This window comes from Silvania sp. (assembly GCF_051656365.1).
GTDB classification, from domain to species: Bacteria; Pseudomonadota; Gammaproteobacteria; order Enterobacterales; family Enterobacteriaceae; genus Enterobacter; species Enterobacter hatchlandensis.
On the sequence record NZ_JBOGBT010000033.1, the window covers coordinates 29257 to 45022 of the forward strand.

14 protein-coding genes are annotated in these 15766 nt (G+C 57.5%); 4 read left to right on the plus strand and 10 right to left on the minus strand.

The annotated features are described in order from the left end of the window. The first annotated feature begins 111 nt into the window (after window positions 1-111). Both ACRDD5_RS06030 and ACRDD5_RS06035 read left to right on the plus strand, forming a co-directional pair. Complete coding sequence (locus tag ACRDD5_RS06030; protein ID WP_438676201.1) at window positions 112-2088, plus strand: alkyl/aryl-sulfatase; 1977 nt, start codon at window positions 112-114, stop codon at window positions 2086-2088. Window positions 2089-2192: 104 nt separating this feature from the next. Further along, window positions 2193-3101: a hypothetical protein gene (locus ACRDD5_RS06035; protein WP_438676220.1), complete on the plus strand. Its 909-nt coding sequence runs from the start codon at window positions 2193-2195 to the stop codon at window positions 3099-3101. Here ACRDD5_RS06035 and ACRDD5_RS06040 read toward each other — a convergent pair. The 10 genes from ACRDD5_RS06040 to arsH all read right to left on the minus strand — a co-directional run bounded on the left by ACRDD5_RS06040 (window position 3098) and on the right by arsH (window position 14022). Continuing rightward, complete coding sequence (locus ACRDD5_RS06040) at window positions 3098-4105, minus strand: HAD family hydrolase (protein WP_438676202.1); 1008 nt, start codon at window positions 4103-4105, stop codon at window positions 3098-3100. The genes ACRDD5_RS06035 and ACRDD5_RS06040 overlap by 4 nt on opposite strands. Beyond that, a complete protein-coding gene (locus ACRDD5_RS06045) occupies window positions 4102-5118 on the minus strand; it encodes an oxygen tolerance domain protein (RefSeq protein ID WP_438676203.1) in 1017 nt (338 codons plus the stop codon). The genes ACRDD5_RS06040 and ACRDD5_RS06045 overlap by 4 nt, the downstream gene beginning before the upstream one ends. Continuing rightward, entirely contained in the window at window positions 5115-6638 is a 1524-nt protein-coding gene (locus ACRDD5_RS06050; RefSeq protein ID WP_438676204.1) for a tetratricopeptide repeat protein, read from the minus strand. The genes ACRDD5_RS06045 and ACRDD5_RS06050 overlap by 4 nt, the downstream gene beginning before the upstream one ends. Continuing rightward, complete coding sequence (locus ACRDD5_RS06055; protein ID WP_438676205.1) at window positions 6635-7612, minus strand: VWA domain-containing protein; 978 nt, start codon at window positions 7610-7612, stop codon at window positions 6635-6637. Before ACRDD5_RS06055 ends, ACRDD5_RS06050 begins: the two co-directional genes overlap by 4 nt. Further along, a complete protein-coding gene (locus ACRDD5_RS06060) occupies window positions 7605-8045 on the minus strand; it encodes a DUF4381 family protein (RefSeq protein WP_438676206.1) in 441 nt (146 codons plus the stop codon). The genes ACRDD5_RS06055 and ACRDD5_RS06060 overlap by 8 nt, the downstream gene beginning before the upstream one ends. Continuing rightward, window positions 8046-8951, minus strand: coding sequence for a DUF58 domain-containing protein (locus ACRDD5_RS06065; protein WP_438676207.1), 906 nt, complete (start codon window positions 8949-8951; stop codon window positions 8046-8048). It abuts the gene before it with no gap. After that, entirely contained in the window at window positions 8951-9949 is a 999-nt protein-coding gene (locus tag ACRDD5_RS06070) for an AAA family ATPase (protein WP_438676208.1), read from the minus strand. Before ACRDD5_RS06070 ends, ACRDD5_RS06065 begins: the two co-directional genes overlap by 1 nt. Beyond that, window positions 9946-11241, minus strand: a complete 1296-nt coding sequence (locus ACRDD5_RS06075; RefSeq protein ID WP_438676209.1) for an anaerobic sulfatase maturase — start codon at window positions 11239-11241, stop codon at window positions 9946-9948. Before ACRDD5_RS06075 ends, ACRDD5_RS06070 begins: the two co-directional genes overlap by 4 nt. A 49-nt stretch (window positions 11242-11290) precedes the next feature. After that, window positions 11291-12874 (minus strand): arylsulfatase, encoded by a 1584-nt coding sequence (locus ACRDD5_RS06080; protein WP_438676210.1) that lies wholly within the window; start codon window positions 12872-12874, stop codon window positions 11291-11293. 449 nt (window positions 12875-13323) lie between these two features. Continuing rightward, complete coding sequence (gene arsH, locus ACRDD5_RS06085) at window positions 13324-14022, minus strand: arsenical resistance protein ArsH (protein ID WP_271284274.1); 699 nt, start codon at window positions 14020-14022, stop codon at window positions 13324-13326. Between the two features lie 85 nt (window positions 14023-14107). On the opposite strand from arsH, the gene ACRDD5_RS06090 reads away from it, so the two are divergent. Both ACRDD5_RS06090 and ACRDD5_RS06095 read left to right on the plus strand, forming a co-directional pair. Continuing rightward, complete coding sequence (locus ACRDD5_RS06090; protein WP_271284273.1) at window positions 14108-14428, plus strand: transcriptional regulator; 321 nt, start codon at window positions 14108-14110, stop codon at window positions 14426-14428. A 44-nt stretch (window positions 14429-14472) separates the two neighbouring features. Continuing rightward, on the plus strand, window positions 14473-15762 hold the full coding sequence (locus tag ACRDD5_RS06095; protein WP_438676211.1) for an arsenic transporter: 1290 nt from the start codon (window positions 14473-14475) through the stop codon (window positions 15760-15762). Window positions 15763-15766 lie beyond the last annotated feature (4 nt).

Sequence of the window (15766 nt, forward strand, 5' to 3'; positions counted from 1 at the left end):
CGTCTCACTTGCCGATTACACACAACGGTTTATATTTTAAAGCAGGTTACAGAATGTAACTTTCGGGAAATTGACAATTTTCGTCGAGCCGCTAAAAGTGCGAGGATGTAAATGAAACTGAAACCTATAGCCAGAGGACTGGCGCTCGCTGGTCTTTTGACCACATTTATTGTTCCAGCGTATGCCGATGTTTCTCCTAAAGACGCCACCGCAGCCACTAAACAAGCCAACGACCAGCTTTATAATCAACTGCCTTTCTCTGACAACACTGACTTTACCGATGCGCATAAAGGCTTTATTGCCGCACTGCCCTCGGAAGTGATTCACGGTGAACAAGGCAATGTGGTCTGGAACCCGCAACAGTACGCCTTTATTAAAGAAGGTGAAAAAGCGCCGGACACCGTTAACCCCAGCCTGTGGCGACAGTCTCAGCTGATTAATATCAGCGGGTTATTTGAAGTCACCGACGGGGTATATCAGATCCGTAACCTCGACCTGTCGAATATGACCATTATCGAAGGGACCACCGGCGTGACCGTCGTTGACCCGCTGGTCTCGGCCGAAACGGCGAAAGTCGGGATGGACCTCTATTTCAAACAACGGGGTAAAAAACCCGTCGTTGCCATTATTTACACCCACAGCCACGTTGACCATTACGGCGGCGTACGCGGCGTGGTCGATGAAGCCGATGTAAAAGCGGGCAAAACCAAAATCTATGCTCCGGCAGGCTTTATGGAAGCCGCCGTGGCAGAAAACATTATGGCCGGAAACGTGATGAGCCGCCGCGCCAGCTATATGTACGGCAACCTGCTGAAACCGGATGCTAAAGGCCAGGTCGGGGCGGGTCTGGGCACCACCACCTCGGCGGGTACAGTGACGCTGATTGCCCCAACCAATATCATCGAGAAAGACGGTCAGAAAGAGACCATCGACGGCCTGACCTATGACTTTATGCTGGCACCGGGCTCAGAAGCCCCGTCAGAAATGCTGTGGTTTATCGAAGAGAAAAAACTGATCGAATCCGCAGAGGATGTGACCCACACCCTGCACAACACCTACTCCCTGCGCGGAGCGAAGATCCGTGAGCCGCTGCCGTGGTCGAAATACATCAACGAAGCGATTGTGCGCTGGGGTGATAAAGCCGAGATCCTGATGGCCCAGCACCACTGGCCGACCTGGGGTAACGAAAACGTCAATAAACTGCTGAAAAGCCAGCGTGACCTGTACCGTTACATCAACGACCAGACCCTGCGCATGGCCAACCAGGGCCTGACCCGGGATGAGATCGCCGCCAACTTCAAACTGCCGGATTCGCTGGCCCACACCTGGGCAAACCGTGGCTACTACGGCTCGGTGAGCCACGATGTGAAAGCCACCTACGTGCTGTATCTCGGCTGGTTTGACGGCAACCCGGCCACCCTCGACGAACTGCCGCCGGAAGAGTCGGCGAAGAAATTCGTTGAGTACATGGGCGGGGCCGATGCCATTCTGCAGAAAGCCAAAACCGACTTCGACCAGGGTAACTACCGCTGGGTGGCACAGGTGGTGAGCAAAGTGGTGTTTGCCGATCCGCAGAACGAGGCCGCGCGTAATCTGGAAGCGGATGCGCTGGAGCAGCTGGGCTACCAGGCGGAATCGGGCCCGTGGCGTAACTTCTACCTCACCGGCGCGCAGGAGCTGCGTAACGGCGTGGTGAAAGGCCCGACCCCGAACACCGCCAGCCCGGATACCGTCCGTGCGATGACCCCGGAGATGTTCTTCGACTATCTGGCGGTGCACATCAACGGCGAGAAAGCGGGTAGTGCTAAGTCGGTGTTTAACATCGATCTCGGCAGCGACGGCGGCAAATATAAGCTGGAGCTGGAAAACGGGGTGCTGAACCACACCGCCAATGCCGAAGCGACGAATGCCGACGCCACCATTACCCTTAGCCGCGACACGCTGAACAAAATCATCCTGAAAGAGACCACCCTGAAACAGGCTGAAGACAGCGGTTCGGTGAAAGTGACCGGCGACGGCACTAAACTCGACACCATGCTCGGGTATATGGATAAGTTCGAGTTCTGGTTCAACATTGTGACACCGTAACTCACTGGCACCCTCGCGCCCTAATCGCGAGGGTGTTATCCCTCTGGCCTGGCTGCGCTATGGCGACAACACCTCCCTTCCTTCTCATCCTGCTGCTCACCTCGATGGCCTTTAGCCCGTCGGGTATCGCTGCGGACGGCCATCGCATCAAGCAACGCGCGGACGCGGTACTGACGCTGATGAGCTATATGGCGATCCCGGATATCACCGCCAGCGATCTGAACATCGGGACCGGCACCAGTGAAAGCAACGAACTCACGGTCACTCAGTTTGGCGGCGGCGCGACGATGGGCGAGACCTTCCCGCTGTACCTTGAAGGCGCGCTGGGCTACAGCCGCTACGATCCGCAATTTCTGATTAGCAATGGGACGGAAACGCGACGGATACCGACCAAATGGAACAGTCTCACTGCGACCGGTGGGATCGGCTGGGATGTTACCCTCTGGCGCGATGGCCGGGGAGGCAATCTGGTGTTGCGCCCGATTGCCAATGTGATGCTCGGCACCATGGCCAGTGATGCCCGCATCGGGGCGTGGGTCATCGACCGACGCACCAACGCTGACTTTGATTTTCTGGACGGGGGGCGCTTAAACGCCTATGGCCTCGGCGGGTCGCTGATGCTCGATTATGAGCTGGTTTCGAAGCCGCAGGATGTGGATATTGAACTGCGCTATTCGGGCATGAAAATAGAGACCTTTGCCAATACCTCCCGCGCCGTTGAAGGGCATGCGAAAGCGCATAATCTGGGCCTGTACCTGCGCCGTCGGGCACCCATCTCCGACTGGACGCTGTTAAAAAGCCCGGTCCGCTACGTGCTGGAAGGGGCACATACCGAATATCTGGGCGACCAGCGCGGTACACTTGGGTTTAACAGCCTGAGTTCGGTCGGCATGGGGATTGAGCTGGACAGCAGCAAATACCCGGTCTTTATCACCCGGACCCGGCTGGTGGCACGCTATATGTTTGGGGAAGACACCAGCGGATACGGGATTGGCCTGGCAATGAGTTTTTAATCTCCGGGTGACTGGGAACATTGCGCCGGGTCAAACACCGTCTTCCAGTCTTTTTGCATATCCACCACCGTCCAGCCTTTCTCTTTTGCCACGGTCAGGCCTTCCACCAGTTTTCCGCTGGCGGGCGGATGGCTGTCGTAGGCATATTCCCGTTTGTCGTCGGTATGGTGAACGATCAGCCCAAAGGTTTTGAAGTCCGGGTTGGCGGCGGTGTACTGCATCATGGCTAAATCGCCGTCGCTATTGCCAAACGCCGCCACCGGGCGTTGCCCCATAAACAGATGAATAGCCACCGGCTTGGCGGCGGCATCGTCGTTGAACGCCCCTTTCATCGTTTTGCGCAGCTGGGTGCCGTTATCGGTCAGGGAAAACTCGCTCAGGGAGAACGATCCGACCACCTGCTCCGGCGGGATGCCGTACATTTTCTGGCTCAACACGCGCATAAAGTCGATGCCACCGCCGGAAATAATCCAGGTTTTGAAGCCGTTGTCGCGCAGGTAGTCCAGCACCTGGCGCATCGGCTGATAGCCCATGCTGTCGTAGCGGCAGCCAAAGCGTTTATCGCGCTGGTTATCTACCCACTGGCTGACGCGCCGGGCGAACTCCTCGGTGGTGATGTCGCTGTGGGTGGCGGCCAGCAGCTGCATCAGCCCTTTTTCACCGGAGGCGGCGACCGCCTTAAGGTCGTTATTCAGCACCGCGCCGAGCACCGGATCGTTCTTCCACTCCGGGTGCTGGGGCGCAAGGCGTTTCACTTCATCCACCGCAAACTGCAGCTGGAAAGTGAGCGGCGCTTCCGGCCACAGGGTGCCGTCGTTATCAAACACCACGTAACGCTTGTCCGGCGGAATATAGGTGGAGCGATCCTGATTGGTGGCATTCTGCACCCACTGCACAATGGCGTTTTTCGCCGCCGTCTCGTTCCAGGCAGAGAGCGGATCCGCCGCCTGAGCGCCGCTCACGGCACCGAACAGCAGCACGCTGAGGACTAACTTATTGTTCATCGTTCACCCCTTTTGTCAGGCGTCAGTTTGGGCAGGTGGACCGGCGCCCAAAAACGACGCCAGATGTGATGGAGATACTTCAGGCTGCGCCACAGCAGGCGTCGCGCCAACCAGACAACCATCGCCAGCGCAACGAAGGCCGCGATAATCAGCGCCGTGCGCCAGTGGTTTTCCGTCGTGGTGCCGCGCAGGGCCGACTCGCTGCCCGCCGCACGCGCCGCCGCCACCTGCAGGGTCGCCCCCGGTAATTCGGCCACCTGCCACTGCTGATGGGTGGTGTCCCACCAGCGCAATTTGACCGGGGGCATAACAATGCTGCCCGCCTGTGACGGCAGATAGCGCAGTTTCTCCACCCGCCGGGCACCGTCGATCTCACCGCGCCCCGACTTGAGCAAGGTATTCTCCGGGGTCAGGCGTTGGGTATCGGTTCCCGGGATCGCATACAGAATTTGCGGGATCTGGGTCGCCGTAATTCCGCCCGCGTCTACCGTCACGGTGCGTTCGACCACATCCCCCGCATGGAGCGTGTCGTCGTTACTGGCGTGAAACTGGGTCATTTTCTGACTCAGGGTTAAGCGGCTGGCGGGCAGGAAACGGTCGGGTTGCTTCACCCCTTGCGGCCAGACGATGGCCTTTTTCAACTCCGGCAGCGGCACGGTGACCGGGGCCTGGCTGGCGGACGTGAGGGTGATTTCCGTGGCCGGGAGCAGCAGTTCGCCCTGATCCCACGCCATTACCTGCCTTTCGAGACGCACCCCGCTCCAGCTGAGGCCGTCTTTATGGCGGCTCAGGAGTTGGTTGGGCAGCGGCGTGGTCATTAACGCCCCGTTTTTAATCTCAAATTCAGGCCATTCCGGCGGCGGGTTAAACCAGCTGTCGGTCCAGAAGGTCACCGCGATGGTCATCGGCTGGCCCGGCGTGACGTGCTCGGGTGCCACCAGTTCGCGGGTGATATCCATCGCCGCCCGGGCAGGCAACACGGCCACTAACAGCAGCAGAAACAAGGCTTTCATGGCGTCGGCTCCGTGGTGGATCGGTACAGGTTTTCCAGCAGGCCGGACGGCGAAACCTCGAGGTTTTCAAACCACTGATTCACCTGCGGGCTGCTGCTGGCAACAGGCTGGATATCCTTTTGATTGACCCCCTGACCTTTCTTCAGATCGTTTTTGATCTCGTCGGGCTTGTAGTCCTGCTCTTTGCCCTGCGCCCCCTGCCGGTCGCGCTCTTTCTGCCTCAGTTCCATGATGATGCTGGCAATTGCGGCGCGATTGCGCTGCGCCATCGCCCAGTCCGGGCGCAGGCTTAAGGCGCGATCGTAACTGTTCAGCGCCTGCTGCCACTGTTTTTGCTGGGCGTAACTGTTGCCAAGCCACAGCAGGGTGTCGGGTGTTTGTGGTGCCTGACGAAACGCCGAGGCGGCGGCAACATAGTCTTCGGCGCGATAGTACGCAATCCCCTGCCAGAGCGGATCCCGGAAGCGTTGCGCCGCCTGTTGATAGTCGCCGTGGTTAAAGGCGATTTGCCCCTGCATATCCGGGCGGATCCACGCATCCTGCCAGGCCGCCTGGCTCTGGGGGGCATACAGCAGCGGCATCAGCACCACCAGCCAGCAAATCAGCTGTCGCCGCCCGAACAGCAATAACAGCAGCATCGGGATCACCAGCAGATAGCCGCTGTTTTTCCAGTGCAGATCGCCCCGGGCGTTATTCTGCGCCGCCACCGACTGCTGAATGTGGCTGGCAATGACCGCCAGATCGCTGTCGTCGCTGGTCACCAGCGTCACCGGAATGCCGCTATCGCGGAGTTGACTGAAGCGCTCGACGTTAAGGCGGGTGTCTATTCCGCGCTGGGCGTAACTTTCCGGCAATTCCCCGCCGCGTGCCGTACCCGGCACCCAGATCTGGATCGGCATTTTTTGCTGCGCCAGCCAGTCGGCATCCTGCATAGAGAGGGTATCGGCCACCAGGATGATGTTGCGCGGTGCATCGGGAGATTCAGGCATGTTTTTCAGCGCCAGTTCCAGCGCCTGCTTCAGACCGGAGCCAACGCCCGCGGGTAGCAGACCGGGGGTTTGCGCATGCAAAAACAGGGAGTAAAAGGTCGGGTCGCTGGTCAGCGGCGTGGTGAGGTACGCGCTGGCGTTGTATACCACCAGCCCAAAATGGGTGCCCGTCGAGCGCGACATTAGCTGCATGATTTTGCTCTGCATCCGCTGATGACGACTGGGGGCCAGATCCTGCGCGTACATCGCCGGATCCTGCTGCAGTATCACCATCAGATTGCTTTGCGGCGTCAGAGCGGCGGGCAGTTCGCGCTGCCAGGTGGGGCCGGCCAGCGCGATCACGCCCAGCGCGCACAGCCACGGCAGCACCCGGGTCAGGCGTTTTTTGCGCCCGATTATCAGCGCCCGGGCAAAGGGTTTGTCCATAATCTGCAGCCAGGCGCTGCGCTGACCGCTGGCCACAAACCACAGCAAACCGCACAGGAGAAGACCGGTTAACCACCAGGGATGGGTGAAGTGAAAATCACTCATGCTGTTTTCTCCCGAATAAATCGCCCAACAGCGAGCAATATCAGTAGCCCCAGCGCCAGCAGCAGCGGCCACTGGAACAGCGGCAGATGCCACGACCAGCCAATCGACTTCACCTGTACCGGGGTCATGGCGTCGATCTCTTTCCAGACGCTGTCCAGCGCAGCCCCGCTATTGGCGGCGGTCCAGGCTTTGCCCCCGGTAATCTGCGCAATATTCTGCATCAGGGACAGATCGACTTTGTCGTCGCCGGTACTATTCGGGTCGCCAAAGGCAATGGTGTGTACCTGAACGTGGTGGTCGGCAGCCAGCTGCGCCGCCAGCGCCGGTGCCAGCTGCGAGGCCGTATCGTTGCCGTCGGTGAGCAGGATCGCCAGTTTGCTGGCGTCGGTATGGGTCGTGCTGTCGAGCAGCTTCACGCCCACGCCCAGCGCATCGCCGATGGCCGTTTGCTGGCCGATCATGCCAGGTGCCAGCTGGTCAATGCGCGTTTGCAGGGCCTGTTTATCTTCGCTGACCGGTGCAAAAGGCCAGGCCTGGCTGGCAAAAATCACCAGCCCGATGCGGTCGGTTTTGCGGCCTGCCACAAATTTTCTGACAGAATCCTGGACTGCCTGCAGGCGCGTCTCGCCGCCCTGAACGTCGTTTTTGGCCATTGAGCCGGAGACATCCAGAATCAGCACCAGGTCGCGCATTGGCTTCTGGATATGCTGCGGCGGGGTCAGGTACTCCGGGCGACACAGGGCGATAACCAGCAGGATCCACACCAGCCAGAACAACAGGCTGGAGACTTTGCTGACGCGAACCGGCTGGCTGTTTAGCTTCAGCTCGTCAATCAGTTCCGGTAAAAAGGGAACGCGCACCTGCTCATTCACTTCGCGATCCTGCGACAAGAAATAGCGCCCGATCAGCGGCAGAAAAATCAGTACCCCCGCCCATGGCCAGGCGAAATCAATGCGGCTCAGCAACTCAGACATAGGGCAGCGTCTCCAGCCAGTGTTTAAGCTGAACCTGCAGACGCGCGCTGTGGCGGGCGTCGAGCTGGTTGTCGGGCTGGCAATATTTCGCGTTCAGCTGCTGACGCAGATCGGGGTCGATTGCCACCTGCTGCAAAAATTGTTCGGGGGAAAGGGTGTGGCTCAGCGCAGTGCGCGGCTGGTGCATCAGCAGGATGCGTTTGATCAACGCCAGCCAGCTGTCCACGCTGTGCGGGTGTTGCAGGGCGGCCAGCGCTTCTCGCCGCCACGCGTTGCGTCGCCAGCGGGCAAAGCGGAACAGCGCCAACACCAGCACGGCGATAAGTATCGCCCCGCCCGTCAGCCACCAGCCGGGGGGCAACGGCAGCCAGGAAATAGTCGGGGGGAGCGCCGGAACGGCAAGCTCCGGCACGCTAAAGCCTTTCTCCAGCATTCAGACTCCCTTTTGTAGCTGTTTGATCAGATCCTGGGCGACCACAATCTGATTGACGCGCACACCGAGTCGCGTCAGGCGATTTTCGAGACGCGCCAGCCGGGCAGTGATGCTCTGCTGGATCGCCTCCTGCAGATGCGGTGACAGGGAAAACGCCGCGTCATGCCCCTGATAGCGGGCAGCCAGGTCGCCGTGCGACGGCAGCCGCAGATGCAGATCGTCAAGGGTGACAAAGGCGCTGATCTCGCAGCGGCGTCGTAGGGCGGCGAGTAGCGCTTCACCGGCAGGATCCAGATCGTGAAAATCACTGACTACCGCCACCCACGCGCCGCTGGGGATCAGCTGACTGGCGCGTTGCAGCACGTGAGTTAAGGTGACGGAGGCCGGGACATCTTCGGGATAGCGTCCGGGCAGCGCCTGGTTGTAGCGCAGCACATCGTCCAGTACCGCGTGTAAATTGCTGGCAGGCGAGCGGCATTTTTGCAGGCTGAGATCGTCGTCGCTGAACACCAGGCTGCCGATGCGGTCGCCGTCGTGCCAGCTTCGCCAGGCCAACAGCCCGGCAATGTTGGCGGCGGCGACGGATTTGGTCTGCCCACGGGTGGAAAAGTACATATCCAGCCGCTGGTCGACAATCAGAAACACCGGGCGCTCGCGCTCTTCGTTATACAGGCGGATCCACGGCGTTCGCAGGCGCGCCGTGGCTTGCCAGTCAATCAGGCGCACGTCGTCCCCGGGCTGATAGCGGCGCAGACTGTCAAAATTCAATCCCCGCCCCTGCTGGCGGGAGACGCGTTCACCGGCCAGCGCCCCAGGCGGGATCTGCCCCGGCGGGTTCGACAGCAGCCGGGCAGCACCTGCCAACGCCATTAAGGTTTCGCGATCGACCTGCAATGGGCTGCCCATTACGCCACCACGGCGTCGAGCAGCATACGTACAATGTCATCCGGCGAGCAGTTATCGGCATTGGCCTGATAGCTCAGCATCAGACGATGGCGCAACACCGCCGGAGCAACTTTTTGAACATCTTCCGGCATCACCGCGTCGCGCCCTTCCAGCCAGGCCAGCGCCCGGCCGCAGCGATCCAGTGCCAGGGTGCCGCGCGGGCTGACGCCAATCGAGATGTAACCCGCCAGCGTATCGCTGACCGCCTGCGGATGGCGGGTCATGTTCACCAGATTGACAATGTAATTTTCGACGGTCGGCGCAACGTAAATGGCCGAGATCTCCTGCCAGCAGCTGGCGATATCCTGTTGGGACAGCATCAGAGTGTCGGGCTGGGCAGCGGCAGGCTCCGTGCTTTGCGCCTGATATTTTTGCTGCTGTTCGGCACGCACCATCTGCATCACTTTCTGTTCATTCTCGCCGGACGGGTAATCCACCAGCACTTTCATCAGGAAACGGTCAAGCTGGGCTTCCGGCAGCGGCCAGGTGCCCTCCTGATCCACCGGGTTTTGCGTCGCCAGCACCATAAATACGCCGGGCAGCGGCCAGGTTTTGCCGGCCACGGTGACGTGGCGCTCTTCCATTGCCTCCAGCAGCGCGGACTGCACACGCGCCGAGGCGCGGTTTATCTCATCTGCCAGAATGATATTGCCGAACACCGGCCCCGGACGGAAACGAAACTGATCTTCCTCGCGGGTGGCGTTTTGCTGGTAAATCTCACTGCCGGTGATATCTGACGGCAGCAGATCCGGGGTGAACTGAATGCGGCGAAAATCCCCTTCCACATGGCGGGCCAGCTCGCGCACCGCGCGGGTTTTTGCCAGCCCCGGCAGCCCTTCGAGCAGCACGTGGCCGTCGCACAGCAGGGCCACAATCAGCATCCGCACCAGCGCTTCCTGGCCTAACACCTGTTGATTCATGCGCTGCTCAAGCTGCAGCAGCTTTTCTCTGTTGGTCATTTGCGCAATCCCGTGAAGTCACGTTTCAAAAGCGTGGCGAGACCGACGAGGATCGGCTCGGCATAGTTGAAGAAAGCTTTGATGCCAGGACACAGATAATTAAGGCCAGCTTCACCGTCCGGGGTGCGGACAATGCGGTTTTTCGGGCACTCCCCCCAGCACAATTTCAGGTATGGGCACTGCTTACAGTAGTCCGGCAGGGTCTCTTTTTTGCCTAATCCAAAGGCTTTCTGGCGCTCGGAAAAGGCCATATGCGCCAGTTTGGTGTCGGCGATATTGCCGATCTGGTATTCCGGGTAGACATAGTGGTCGCAGGAGTAGATATCGCCGTTTTTCTCTACCGCCAGCCCTTTGCCGCAGAATTCCGAGGCGGTACAGATTTGAGCTGGCATCCCCATGGTTTGCGCCACCGCCGTTTCGAACAGGTTCACCTGCACACGGCCCAAATCGTTATTGACCCACTCCTCGAACACCGTTTTCAGGAAGGTGCCCCAGTCATCGGGATCGACTGACCAGTCGGTGACGATCGAATCTAAATCGCCCGGCCGCGCGCGGCGGGAGCCGGTCACCGGGATGGTTTCATCACGCCAGAACTGCGGCGCAGTGACTTTAAAATCGACGGGTTCAACGCAGGGGTTGAACTGCACGTAGGTCGCACCCAGCTCCCGGGTGACGAACCGGTACACCTCCAGTGGGAAACGCGCGTTGGTGCGGTTGACCGTCACCAGCGCGTTAAACGGCACCTTGTACTTTTTAAGCGCTTCGACGCCCTTCATCACTTTATCGAAGGTTGGTTTGCCGCTGCGCGTCACGCGGTAGCGGTCGTGCAGTTCTCGTGGGCCATCGATCGACAGTCCCACCAGAAAGCGATGCTCTTTAAGAAATTCCGCCCACTTATCGTTAATCAGCACACCGTTGGTTTGTAAGTCATTTTCAATGCGCTGACCGGGTTTCTGATACTGCTTCTGGAATTTAACCACTTTTTCATAAAACTCGAGCCCCATTAAGGTCGGCTCACCGCCCTGCCAGGAGAACACCACCTGCTCGCCATCCTGACCGTCGATGTACTGGCGGATAAAGTTTTCTAATACGTCGTCGCTCATGCCGGTGTGCCGGTCCTGATGCAGCAGCTCTTCTTTGTGCAGATAAAAACAGTATGAACAGTCGAGATTACAGGTCGAGCCTGTGGGTTTCGCCATCACATGGAAGCGTCTTTTATACTCTGGCCCCTTGCCGTCGTACTTCTCGGCAGACGGTAACGCTTTAACCGGCAACGTGGTGCTGTACTTCATCGCGAACCCCCGATTACCGGGTGGTTGCCCACCCGGGTTATGACAGCAATTAGTTACTCTTCGCGCCTTGCTCAATCAGCGACTGGACGTCGGACACGGTGAATGAACCTGGTTTCTGACGCGGCGGGAACTCCTGGAAGCTTTGCAGCATATCGCCTACGTATTTCTGCGCCCCACCCAGCAGGAACAGACGGCTGTAGAACCAGCTGTTGTAGTCCATACCGGTATCGCCTTTTTCAAGCGGGTCGATTTCCAGATCGAAAATCATCGGCACACGCAGCTTGGTAAACGGATAGCGCCAGACGTCCATGCCGGTGTGTTCCTGGATCATAAAGTGCGCTTTCCAGCGGCCGTAACGGATGGCCAGCAGATCACCGTCATCGCTCCAGTAGAAGAACTCTTTACGCGGGTCTTCGCCTTTACCCTGCAGGAAGTCGAGTTGGTTATACCCATCGAGGTGAACTTTGTAGGTCATCGAGGTGGTTTTGTAGCCTTTTAACAACTGCTCTTTGATATCCGGAACGCCAGCGGCTGCCACCAGGGTTGGGAACCAGTCGTTGCTGCCGAAGATATCGTTGATCAGCGTCCCCGGCTGGATATGGCCTGGCCAGCGGATCATCGCCGGGACGCGGAAGCCCCCTTCCCAGCCGGTGTTTTTCTCACCGCGGAATGGCGTCATCCCCGAATCAGGCCAGGTCGCGAGCATCGGGCCGTTATCGGTGGTGTACACCACGATGGTGTTATCTTCGATGCCGAGATCTTTAATCTTCTTCAGCACCTCGCCTACCGTCTTATCATGCTCAACCATGCCGTCGGCATAGGTTCCAAGCCCCGTTGCCCCGATGCTGGCATCCTTCAGGTGGGTTTTGTTGTGCATGCGGGTGGTGTTGTACCAGGTAAAGAAAGGCTTACCGGCTTTAACCTGACGTTCCATAAAGTCGTTGTTGGCGGCCAGGGTTTCATCATCCACGGTGCCCATACGTTTGATGGTGAGTGGCCCGGTATCTTCAATTTTGCCGTCGGCGCTGCTCTTAATCACGCCGCGTGGGCCAAACTGTTTACGGTATTCCGGATCTTTCGGGTAATCCGGGTTTTCAGGTTCTTCTTCAGCATTCAGGTGATAAAGGTTACCGAGGAATTCATCAAAACCGTGGGCGGTCGGCAGGAATTCATCCCGATCGCCGAGGTGGTTTTTACCAAACTGCCCGGTGGCGTAGCCCAGCTGTTTAAGGATATTGGCGATGGTAGGATCGTCTTTGCTCAGTCCCTGCGGCGCACCCGGCATCCCCACTTTGCTCATCCCGGTACGGAACGGCATTTGTCCGGTAATAAATGACGAACGTCCTGCGGTGGAGCTTTGTTCGGCATAATACGATGTGAACTTCGCACCTTCATTGGCAATACTGTCAATATTCGGGGTCTTATAACCCATAGTACCTTGGTTATAAGTGCTTATATTCCAATAACCGACATCATCACCAAAAATGACAACAATGTTAGGCTTCGTATTCTGTTGTTCTGGAGCAGTGGTGGTAGGCGTAGCGGGCGCTGCATAGGCTGCTGTGATTGCACTCGATGCAAGTGTAAGCATACTGGCCAACACTGTCCGCTTAAATGGAACGGTCTTGAGCATGGTGGAACTCCTTTCATTAGAGGCAAAAAAAGTATAGGAAACATATTCCTGATGCGATGCGTAATTCATTTAAAAATAAATATCAGTTAGCCCGCTAATGAAGTGTTTTATTCAGGAAGCCATGCCCGTCCCCTGGCGGGAAAGATGTAATTTTGAATTCCATTTCACTGACATAAGGCAGGCGCTGCGATTAATTTCCCCGGTTATGTCAGTTATTCAGGAGAGTACATGGAAATTCAGGCGGTTCCGGGCGTAAGGCATAAGCCTTCGTTCGATAAGGGATAGGGTTCCTGTTATTGACGAAATCAGACAGCATTGCCGCTGTTTGCTAATTATTGCAGCAATGCCTTAGTAACAACTCATTGAACTCACAGCGCTAAATAAAGGTTACGTTGCCGGTGATTAACTGCGTTAAGCGCAGAATCAAAGGCAACGGATATTTGACCTGGTCAGATTTTTGCCTGATTTACCCGCTCTGACAGCGCCTGATGGCTCTCTTTTCGTTCGCTGTAGCGATCGGCAAGGTAACCGGTTTGTCCCTTGAGCAGCAGCGTGATTTTAAACAACTCCTCGGCGACATCGACGATACGATCGTACCAGGATGAGGGTTTCATGCGCCCGTTCTCATCGAATTCCTGCCAGGCTTTGGCCACTGAGGACTGGTTGGGGATAGTAAACATCCGCATCCATCTGCCCAGAATGCGCATCTGGTTTACAGCATTGAACGACTGCGAACCGCCACAGACCTGCATTACTGCAAGGGTTTTTCCCTGAGAAGGTCGAACCGCGCCTTCACTTAAGGGTATCCAGTCGATCTGCGCCTTCATAACCGCGCTCATAGCCCCGTGCCGTTCCGGGGAGCTCCACACCATTCCGTCACACCATCTGACCAAACCACGTAGTTCGGTGACTTTAGGATGCGTGTCCGGGGCATCATCAGGCAGAGGCAAACCGGAGGGGTTAAAGAGTTTCACCTCCGCGCCCATCGCCGTCAGCAGGCGCCCTGCTTCCTCTGCGGCAAAGCGGCTGTAGGAACGCTCCCTAACGGAGCCATACAGGATCAGGATCCGTGGCGGCTCCTGCAGGTGGAGCCGTCCAGCGATATGTTGATCAAAGCATTCAGTATTCAGGGCCGGAAATTGTTCCATTTTTCTCCTCCGGAGAGAACAGGTGATTTCAAAATAAATACATATGATTTACCATATGTATATTCTAAAGGGAACGGAGTGAAAAATGCTACAACCTGTTCAGCTTTTCAAAATTCTGTCGGATGAAACACGACTCGCCATCGTCATGCTTCTCCGGGAGTCCGGAGAACTGTGCGTCTGCGATATCTGCGCGGCCACCTCTGAATCGCAGCCCAAAATCTCGCGACATATGGCTATCCTTCGCGAGGCTCAGCTGGTTCTTGACCGTCGGGAAGGCAAATGGATCCACTATCGTCTGTCACCCCACATACCGGCGTGGGCAGCGGAGACAATCACGACGTCCTGGCAGTGTCTGCGTGAGGACGTGCGTGAATGGCTGGAAAAATCAGCCTGCACCTCCTGCTGAGACAGGTAAATACATTTACATAATCATATATGATGGAGTCTGAGATGCTTTTGGCAGGGAGTATATTTTTACTGACGCTGGTACTGGTGATCTGGCAGCCCAGAGGCCTGAGCATTGGCTGGAGCGCGAGTATCGGGGCTGTGCTGGCTCTGGGAACCGGTGTCATCGATATTGCTGATATTCCCGTTGTCTGGAATATCGTCTGGAACGCGACAGCGGCATTTATTGCGGTGATCATTATCAGCCTGCTGCTCGATGAGTCCGGTTTCTTTGAATGGGCCGCACTGCATGTCTCCCGCTGGGGTAACGGGCGTGGCCGCCTGCTTTTTACCTGGATAGTGTTGCTCGGTGCCGCTGTTGCTGCGTTGTTTGCCAATGACGGTGCCGCGCTTATCCTGACGCCGATTGTGATTGCGATGCTACTCGCACTGGGGTTCAGCCAGGGCACGATGCTGGCCTTTGTCATGGCCGCAGGATTTATTGCGGATACGGCCAGCCTGCCGCTCATTGTTTCTAACCTGGTGAATATCGTCTCAGCGGATTTCTTCGGTCTGGGCTTTACGCAGTACGCCTCTATTATGATCCCCGTGGATGTGGCAGCGATTGTGGCCACGCTGGTTATGCTGCATCTCTTCTTCCGTAGGGATATTCCGGCCTCGTATGACGTTTCTCTGCTGAAGTCCCCTGCCAGTGCGATAAAGGATCCGGCGACCTTCAGGGCGGGCTGGGTTGTCCTGTTATTGCTGCTTGTCGGTTTCTTTGTTCTGGAGCCGCTGGGGATCCCAGTCAGTGCGATAGCGGCTGCCGGCGCTGCAGTGCTGTTTGTGGTGGCGAAAAGAGGTCATGCCATCAACACCGGGAAAGTCCTGCGCGGTGCGCCATGGCAGATTGTTATTTTCTCGCTGGGCATGTACCTGGTGGTCTATGGTCTCCGCAATGCCGGGCTCACGGAGTACCTGTCTGGCGTACTGAACCTGCTGGCAAACAAGGGGTTATGGGTCGCGACGTTCGGCACCGGCTTCCTGACGGCATTTCTCTCATCAGTGATGAACAACATGCCGACGGTGCTGATTGGCGCGCTGTCAATTGACGGGAGTACGGCGACTGGCGTCGTCAAAGAGGCAATGATTTATGCCAATGTGATTGGCTGCGATTTAGGCCCCAAAATCACCCCGATTGGCAGTCTGGCAACCCTGCTGTGGCTGCATGTGCTTGCCCAGAAAAATATGACCATCACCTGGGGATATTACTTTCGTACCGGCATTGTCATGACTGTGCCCGTGCTGTTTGTCACTCTGGCCGCGCTGGCGTGGCGGCTCTCTGTCACTTTGTAATGAG

Excerpts from the sequence above, each read along its gene's own strand:
- ACRDD5_RS06040 (WP_438676202.1), bottom strand. The coding sequence starts at position 4,105 with ATGAACAATAAGTTAGTCCTCAGCGTGCTGCTGTTCGGTGCCGTGAGC.
- ACRDD5_RS06030 (WP_438676201.1), top strand. The coding sequence starts at position 112 with ATGAAACTGAAACCTATAGCCAGAGGACTGGCGCTCGCTGGTCTTTTG.
- ACRDD5_RS06065 (WP_438676207.1), bottom strand. The coding sequence starts at position 8,951 with ATGGGCAGCCCATTGCAGGTCGATCGCGAAACCTTAATGGCGTTGGCA.
- arsH (WP_271284274.1), bottom strand. The coding sequence starts at position 14,022 with ATGGAACAATTTCCGGCCCTGAATACTGAATGCTTTGATCAACATATC.
- ACRDD5_RS06060 (WP_438676206.1), bottom strand. The coding sequence starts at position 8,045 with ATGCTGGAGAAAGGCTTTAGCGTGCCGGAGCTTGCCGTTCCGGCGCTC.
- ACRDD5_RS06035 (WP_438676220.1), top strand. The coding sequence starts at position 2,193 with ATGGCCTTTAGCCCGTCGGGTATCGCTGCGGACGGCCATCGCATCAAG.
- ACRDD5_RS06080 (WP_438676210.1), bottom strand. The coding sequence starts at position 12,874 with ATGCTCAAGACCGTTCCATTTAAGCGGACAGTGTTGGCCAGTATGCTT.
- ACRDD5_RS06050 (WP_438676204.1), bottom strand. The coding sequence starts at position 6,638 with ATGAGTGATTTTCACTTCACCCATCCCTGGTGGTTAACCGGTCTTCTC.
- ACRDD5_RS06075 (WP_438676209.1), bottom strand. The coding sequence starts at position 11,241 with ATGAAGTACAGCACCACGTTGCCGGTTAAAGCGTTACCGTCTGCCGAG.
- ACRDD5_RS06090 (WP_271284273.1), top strand. The coding sequence starts at position 14,108 with ATGCTACAACCTGTTCAGCTTTTCAAAATTCTGTCGGATGAAACACGA.
- ACRDD5_RS06045 (WP_438676203.1), bottom strand. The coding sequence starts at position 5,118 with ATGAAAGCCTTGTTTCTGCTGCTGTTAGTGGCCGTGTTGCCTGCCCGG.
- ACRDD5_RS06070 (WP_438676208.1), bottom strand. The coding sequence starts at position 9,949 with ATGACCAACAGAGAAAAGCTGCTGCAGCTTGAGCAGCGCATGAATCAA.
- ACRDD5_RS06095 (WP_438676211.1), top strand. The coding sequence starts at position 14,473 with ATGCTTTTGGCAGGGAGTATATTTTTACTGACGCTGGTACTGGTGATC.
- ACRDD5_RS06055 (WP_438676205.1), bottom strand. The coding sequence starts at position 7,612 with ATGTCTGAGTTGCTGAGCCGCATTGATTTCGCCTGGCCATGGGCGGGG.